The organism is Ginsengibacter sp., from assembly GCF_057362405.1.
This window is the reverse complement of the sequence record NZ_JBMQQG010000011.1, coordinates 1-7,781: the sequence shown is the minus strand read 5'-3', so window position 1 is coordinate 7,781 and position 7,781 is coordinate 1. Positions and strand designations below refer to the sequence as shown.

The 7,781-nt window shown below is 36.9% G+C and carries 6 protein-coding genes; all 6 read right to left on the bottom strand.

The features are described 5' to 3' along the window. Positions 1–113: 113 nt before the first annotated feature. The 6 genes from ACO1O5_RS00830 to ACO1O5_RS00805 all read right to left on the bottom strand — a co-directional run bounded on the left by ACO1O5_RS00830 (position 114) and on the right by ACO1O5_RS00805 (position 7,708). Positions 114–1,046: a GDP-L-fucose synthase family protein gene (locus ACO1O5_RS00830; protein WP_486267516.1), complete on the bottom strand. Its 933-nt coding sequence runs from the start codon at positions 1,044–1,046 to the stop codon at positions 114–116. A 7-nt stretch (positions 1,047–1,053) separates the two neighbouring features. Beyond that, the gene (gene gmd, locus ACO1O5_RS00825) at positions 1,054–2,169 is read right to left on the bottom strand and encodes a GDP-mannose 4,6-dehydratase (protein ID WP_486267514.1); all 1,116 of its coding nucleotides are present in this window, start codon (positions 2,167–2,169) and stop codon (positions 1,054–1,056) included. Positions 2,170–2,625: 456 nt separating this feature from the next. Further along, positions 2,626–3,753, bottom strand: a complete 1,128-nt coding sequence (locus tag ACO1O5_RS00820; protein ID WP_486267512.1) for a glycosyltransferase family 9 protein — start codon at positions 3,751–3,753, stop codon at positions 2,626–2,628. A 3-nt stretch (positions 3,754–3,756) separates the two neighbouring features. Continuing rightward, complete coding sequence (locus tag ACO1O5_RS00815) at positions 3,757–4,620, bottom strand: GDP-mannose 4,6-dehydratase (RefSeq protein WP_486267510.1); 864 nt, start codon at positions 4,618–4,620, stop codon at positions 3,757–3,759. Next, a complete protein-coding gene (locus ACO1O5_RS00810) occupies positions 4,620–6,446 on the bottom strand; it encodes a methyltransferase domain-containing protein (RefSeq protein ID WP_486267508.1) in 1,827 nt (608 codons plus the stop codon). Before ACO1O5_RS00810 ends, ACO1O5_RS00815 begins: the two co-directional genes overlap by 1 nt. A gap of 2 nt (positions 6,447–6,448) precedes the next feature. Continuing rightward, positions 6,449–7,708: a class I SAM-dependent methyltransferase gene (locus ACO1O5_RS00805; protein WP_486267506.1), complete on the bottom strand. Its 1,260-nt coding sequence runs from the start codon at positions 7,706–7,708 to the stop codon at positions 6,449–6,451. Between the last annotated feature and the right edge of the window lie 73 nt (positions 7,709–7,781).

Here is a 7,781-nt window from a genome sequence, read left to right as displayed (position 1 = left end):
TGCATTAAATATCTTACCCGGTTGCAAATAGACGAATCTATTAAAAGTCTTGGGATCAAATGGGAATTGAAGGATAGGGTTAATCTGTTCTTAAAAGCAGATTTTTATTCTTACTACTCAAGTTTTAGCTTTAAAAAATCACAATAGGTTCTTTTAATTCCGTCTTCCAGACTGATCTTGTGTTTCCATCCAAGCGCGTGCACTTTGCTTACGTCCAATAATTTTCGCGGAGTTCCATTAGGCTTCGTAGTATCCCAAACAATTTCCCCAGCATAGTTTGTAACAGCTTTGACTAATTCTGCCAGTTCAGCAATAGTAATATCTTCCCCTGTTCCGATGTTAAGAAATTGCTTTTCATTATAATGTTGCATTAAATGTAAACAGGCATTAGCCAGGTCATCAACGTACATAAATTCTCTTTTAGGCGAGCCTGTTCCCCATAATCCCACTGAGGGATCACCTTTAATTTTTGCGGAGTGGAATTTCCGGATAAGAGCTGGCAGCACATGCGAAGTCTGCAGATCGTAATTATCGTTCGGCCCATATAAATTTGTTGGCATTGCCGAAATGAAATTACAGCCATATTGCTCACGATAATACTCACACATTTTAAGGCCGGCAATTTTTGATATTGCATAAGGTTCGTTTGTTGTTTCCAACAAACCGCTTAAAAGATACTCTTCCTTTAAAGGCTGCGGCGCCAATTTTGGATAAATACATGATGAACCAAGAAACAATAACTTCTGAACATTATTTTTATATGCTGCATGAATAATATTTGTTTCAATCAAAAGATTATCATACAGGAATTCTCCCCTATATGTATTGTTGGCAACAATGCCGCCGACTTTGGCAGCAGCTAAAAAAACGTAGGCAGGTTTTTCAATTATAAAAAAATCATTTACGTTTTGTTGAACACGAAGATCGAGTTCTGAAGATGTTTTTGTAATTATATTATTAAATCCTTCGCTTTTAAGTTTTCGTTCTATCGCACTGCCTACCATACCCCTATGGCCGGCAACATATATCTTGTCTGTTGTCTTCATAGTTAACTCAATGTTCTATAGATTGGCTGATGAAAAACCCGCTGTCTATAAGGTGTTTTTCCTTTTTAAATTTATCTAGGTCCGATGCAACCATTTCACTCACCAGGTCTTTCAACGTGTGCGAAGGTGTCCAGCCCAATTTTGTTTTTGCTTTTGTAGGATCTCCTATTAATAATTCAACTTCGGTAGGCCTGAAATAATTTTCATCTACGTTCACTACTTCTGTACCCTCTGCCAAATGAATATCAGGATTACTGCAACTTTTTACAATTCCCACTTCTTTCACTCCACTACCTTTAAATTCCAACTCCAGTCCAACCTCGGCAAAAGCCATTTCAACAAATTTTCTTACCGTGGTGGTAACACCGGTAGCCAACACAAAATCCTCCGGTTTATCTTGCTGCAAAATACGCCACATTCCTTCTACGTAATCTTTTGCATGGCCCCAATCCCTCTGTGCATCAAGATTACCCAGGTACACTTTATCCTGCATGCCCAGCGCTATTTTAGCCACGGCCCGGGTAATTTTTCTCGTAACAAATGTTTCTCCTCTTAGTGGACTTTCATGGTTAAAAAGTATTCCATTGCAGGCAAACATATTGTAAGCTTCCCTGTAATTAACAATAATCCAGTAAGCATATAACTTAGCTACTGCGTACGGAGATCTTGGGTAAAAAGGAGTCGTTTCTTTTTGAGGGATTTCCTGCACCAGGCCGTACAACTCCGATGTTGAAGCCTGGTAAATCTTGGTTTTTTTTGCGAGCCCTAGCAGACGCACGGCTTCAAGTACTCTTAGCGTTCCCATTCCATCAGCATCGGCAGCATATTCAGGTGTTTCAAAACTTACCTGTACATGGCTCATGGCTCCAAGATTATAAATTTCGTCAGGCTGCACTTCCTGGATAATGCGAATGATATTGGTAGAATCTGTCAGGTCTCCATAATGGAGCTTAAATTTCGGTGCAGGACGATGCGGATCTTCATATATATGGTCTATACGTTCGGTATTAAACAGCGAACTGCGTCTTTTTATCCCATGTACTTCATAGCCCTTACTTAGTAGAAGTTCTGATAAATAGGCTCCATCTTGTCCTGTTACTCCTGTTATTAACGCTATTTTCATAATTGCAAACTACATGTTTTGTTTAAAAGATTTTAGTTTTTTTTGCCTTCGCCGGTTAAGGGTGAAGAATAAGTGGCCAATTTTTCACCACTATCATACGTAAAAAAAAACAAAATATTGTTACTAATCGAACGCGAAAATAAATAATTGGCGTAACATACAAGAAGCTGCCGAAAGGTTGTTCTCAAAGTTGATTTATTACCGGGATTTTTAACTGCGACCTTCGAAGGTGGACTAATCATTTATATGCCAACTGACGCGGGCCAGGGCTTGCAATACATTCCCGGAAACACCAAAGCCTTTACTCAGACGGCCCTGTGATCACCGTTATGAAAATACTCGTTGCTCCTACTTTAGTAAAACTTATTCATTCCCATATCGGATTTTCATTTGCACTTCGAAGAACCGGCAAAACGCAGCTCTACTCATCCTTGTAATTGGTCCTGGTAAATCATATTAAACGCTCCTGCGTTTAAAGATCTTTTTAGTAACAAAATTTTTAATGAGTTTAAACGGCGCCGTGATTAACCCAAGGAATATTTCCCAAAAAAAAGATACGTTATTACCATAGACCTCCCGGTTTATTTTTATATGCTGCAGAATAGCCCTAAATTCCAAATAGCAAAGAAGATTATAAACAATGTTCCTCGTAGTTTTAAAATGAACCGGAATTTCCTGGTTATATTTTGCATGAGCCAAACTAAAATCTACAAAGGCTTCCTTAATACAATTTACAAGCTCTGATTCATTCAGGTGGGTAAGTTCTATAACAGAGTTTGTATCCAATCCATATCGTTCAAAATCTCTTGATACCGGATTAACCCAATCAGTCTCTGGATTTATTATTTGTATCATTGGCAACTGTTTGGCAGCATCTGAAGTGCTGATCCATGTTATGCCGCTTGAGCAACCCAGCAGCATGGTACAATAGTGGGTAAGCGCTGCAGTTTCCCTAAGTGAAAGAACTGAACCATCAATAAGATTTTTATAAGGATGTTGTATTTTATTCCCGGAAGAGAGTATTACCGCTATGCTCTTATTCTCGCATAATTTCTCACTTATCCTTATGGCGATTTCTTTGGTTATTGCTGACTGCCCACTTAATGGTGCAAATTCAAAAAGTATTACTTGTTTGTAATTTGATAAATTATTTTGTACTGAAAATAACTTTGCGTTATTTATTTCAACATCTGAAAGTCTCAAAACAGGTTGCACAGAAACTGTGATTGGATGAGGATACGCCCTGAAAATCCCCGAACGAATGCAGCCGTCGTAAAGCGCCTGGTTGGTATCCATATTATGCGTTATGAAAACGTCATCAAATTCACCGATAATTTTTTTTTGTATAACCTCTTTTTTAAATTTTCGAAATGCCACAACATTATTTTTCGCGACACTGCTTACTTCCATTATTTCATCAACGTAAGGATTGTTGGCAATTATTGATTTACAAAAAACTGCGATAGCCCATGTAAGATGACAACCCGGATAATCTTTTTTTATTTGGCGTGCAACAGTGGTAGCATATAAACAATCTCCGTTGGAAAATAATTGAACAAGCAATATTTTTCTTTGTTGTTCCATTATTTATGCCATCATAATTTTCGCAAGATCATGAAATGTTACTTCCGGCTTCCAACCCAACGAAAATATAAGTGACGGATCGGAAACCAGTTTTTCATATTCAGGAATAAAATCTTCCTTAATTACTATATAATCTTCAAAGTTTTTATCTACCAATGCAAAACATTCATTCAACCAATTTTTTATCGTGTACCCCTGACCGGAAGAAACGTTAGCTTCCAATATTCTATCCTGGTTTACAAGGGTCAAAATGCCCTTTACGATGTCGCCGGCATAGGTATATTCTTTTACCACATTGATATCACCAATTGCTAATTTTTCGTTACTGCCTGCAGCTATCCTTTTTGCGGCTTCGGCGATTTTTTTTGTCATGTGTCTTTCAGTACGACGCGGGCTATCATGATTAAAAAAATAACCAACATAACTTTTGATGCCAAGTGTTCGATAATATCTCGCCGCATAAACGCTTTGTATACGGCTTACTGAATAGGCATCTCTTGCTTCAAACGGATCTGTCTCTTTTATAGGATTCCCTTCATTTTTAAATTGTAACCCGCTGCCTGAAATAAAAACTTTCGTATGCGGAGCAAAATTCTTTACGGCTTCAAGAATGTTTAAGGTGCCGGTTGCAATTATTGCATGATTTTCAAAAAGTGCATCGTGCCGTGTTGTAGAATTGGCTGCAAGATGAAAAACAAAATGAGGCTGTGAGTCTTTTATTAAATTGCTTACCGACGAGTAATCAGTAATGTTGCAAATTGAATTTTCCTTCCTCGTGATACCAATAACTGTAAATCCTTTCTGCTTCAACAATTCCGTTAAATAAAATCCGTCCTGTCCTCCTGCACCAAAAATAATTGCTGTCATTATTTATTTTTTCTGAAAACAAACGTGGCAAATGTATATTGATATTTTCCTAAATAATTAAAATCAGGATTTGGACAGTCCCAATGCGGTTCATCAATTAATTTTGAATTTGATAAATAGGAAGGCAATCTATTTTCCAAGTCGTTTTTTGTATAGAATCGTGCATCAACCTCTGGCTTTGCATCCCCTTGTTTCCAGCCATCTTTATAATCGCAAGTGATAACGGCTAACCCACCCGGAGCCAACAAATTCTCAATACATTCAATAAAGGATTTATCATCGGGATCATGCTCAATTACTGAAGTTGAGAAAATAATATCGTAAGAATTTTTTTTCGTTGAAGGCTTTTCAAAAAAATCCTGCAAAAAATAATTGATCATGGGATCGATCTCTTCAACATCAAATCCTATCTTTTGCAAACCCATAGAGGCAGTGTCTTCATAACTACCCACGCATAGCAATTTTGGATGATCATATTCTTTGACCAGACGAAACACTGTATCAAAAACAAATGCCTGTTGAACGTTAGCCCTTTCAATTTTTTTCGACATAGTAGCAGGCGCCAGTTTATGCAGTGTTTCTATTGTGGGCTTATATAATAATCTTGCCTTATCATCAAGTATCCGGTTGTAGCTGTCTCCATTTAAAACGACAGGGTTATAAACAAAGCTGGTATCCCGTTGCAAATTATCTTCCGATGCAGCATCAGTATTTCTGAGCCATGTAAAAGACGCATCGGGAATAGACAAAATTTTATTCCACTTAGACTGAAACGTTTTAATGATCCCTTTCTTTTTTATAACAGGATTTGTTACCGTATTAAATATTGCTTTTAAAATTCTTTCATATTCCCACTGTAAGTTTGCTTGGTTCCAGTCTTTGGAAATTTTATTTACATCATCAAGATCATGTGACAGAATTTCCTTTAAAGAATATTTATCTGCATTTACAAACGGGCATGCTTTTAACAGATGGCGAAACATAGGACAATCAGAAACTGCAACAGGCCGGTTAACAGCCAGTGCCATATCCAATGCACTTGACAATCCTCTTCCGCCTTTATCTTCATACATAAATACATTCATAGAATTTTGGGCAAGAAAATCGAGCAATTGAGTATCCTGCAAAAACTCATGACTAATTTCAAGTTTGATATTTTGACTGGTAATTAATTTCCTGCAATTATCTGCAATACGTTTTGCATTCAATCCTTCGCTATCACCAAAATCCGCATAAGGTATATTTAAACGTATTATCGCCTCATCAAATTCATCCTGAACTTTGGAAACCAATATTTCAAATCCCTTATTAGGTGTACCAAAACCAAAACTCCCGATTGTAGTTACTTGCGCTAACGGAGATGTATTTTGATATCCAGGAATAAGCCTTCCTGTTTTAAAAACAAGGGGATTTTTTAGCAGCAAGGTTGGATCGGCGGCAATGTAAAAATCAAATAATGAATTCAACTTTTTTTGTGACGGTCCAAAAATAAATTTGTTACCATAACCTGTAGCCTTATCGGCTACTTCCTGGGTAATTTCATGAATTATGCCAATCTGTACAATACCCCTATTGATAATGTTATTGCGATAAACTCCTTTTGAAATTTTAGTAACAAACCACGGCATTACCGAGGGATGAAAATTATAAATTATCGCATCGGGGTGATGATTGCTTATTTCATTTTCTATACATGAAATTGAATCACATTCCGCTTTTATAAAATGATAAGATTTGGAAAGTGAGATGGCATTAAAAACATTTTTACCAAATTCATAAACGCCACATTTTTTTGGCTTGTGTGTAACAAATAGAATTGTCTTCATTATTACGCCTTCTTATAAATATCAATCGTTGGAATTGGAAATATAAACCCGGTGCCTTTTTCAAGCGCTTCCTTTTCTCTCTCTATAAATTCCTTTTTGAAATGCCAGGGTAATACCAAATAATAGTCAGGATTCATGGCCCTGCTTTCTGCCTCGCTTATAATAGGAATATTTGTGCCTAATGTATAGGCGCCATATTTATCAGGATTTCTTTCAGCCGCATATTCTACCAGCATATTGTTAATATCGCACCATTGCAAAATCGTATTCCCTTTTGTAGAGGCGCCATAAATATGTACCCGTTTACCTTCTCTTTTCAATTCTACCAAAAGATTATGCAAATCGTCCCGCACTTTTTCAATACGGTATTGAAAAGCTACATAAGGCTTATCGGTATCCAGTTCCAAATCAAATTCCTTTTGCCTAATGTCGTTCAGCAATTTATAATTCTCACTATCAAAATATAAACTGCTTTCCTTATGCGTAGCATAACAACGAATGCTGCCGCCATTAATATCATTGAATAATATTTTAAAGATTTTCATGCCTGCCATTGCAGCTATTTTTTCCAGCACAGCAAGACTGTAAAATTCCAAATGTTCATGGCAAATGGTATCGTAACTATCCAGCTCAATCATCTTAGGCATGTAGCTCATTTCAAAAATCCATATACCTTCAGGAGACAATAATTTCTTGATGCTTCTTACAAATTCAACCGGACTTTCCAAATCATAAAACATAGCTATGGAAGTAATAATATCCATCTTTTTATCGCCAATGGCAGTAAATAATTCAGCAGATGGAAATATGTCTTGAACAACGGTTGCGTTTTTAACTTCCTGCGCTACGTCGCTTGGGTCGCAACCATACCTTACATAAGAAGCGGGGTAATAATTTAATAACGTTCCATCGTTACAGCCAATATCTAAAACATTACAATTATCTTTTTTAACCAATTCAATAGCGCTATCGCTAATTCCTTTCAAATGATTTCTCATTGTGGTATTGGTGCCACTTCTGTACCAATAGGCAGCATATAATATTTCCGGCGGCACACTATGTTCCATCTGCAACAATCCACAGGCATTTTCATCTATCTGGGGATTGCAACGAACCAGCGAACAATTAATTTTTCTGTGAGAAGGCATCTCTTTTCCTGGCTTTACAAAGGAGCCTTGCAGGTATTGTGGTCCCAGGTCTATAACAGGGGTTAATGAGTTTGAACCGCAAACTCTGCACGTAGTTCTTTTTCGGATATGCATATATAATTATTGGGATTTACTTTGTAACTATTAAATTTAAAAAATGTGCATCAATTGCGTCTATGCACTTATT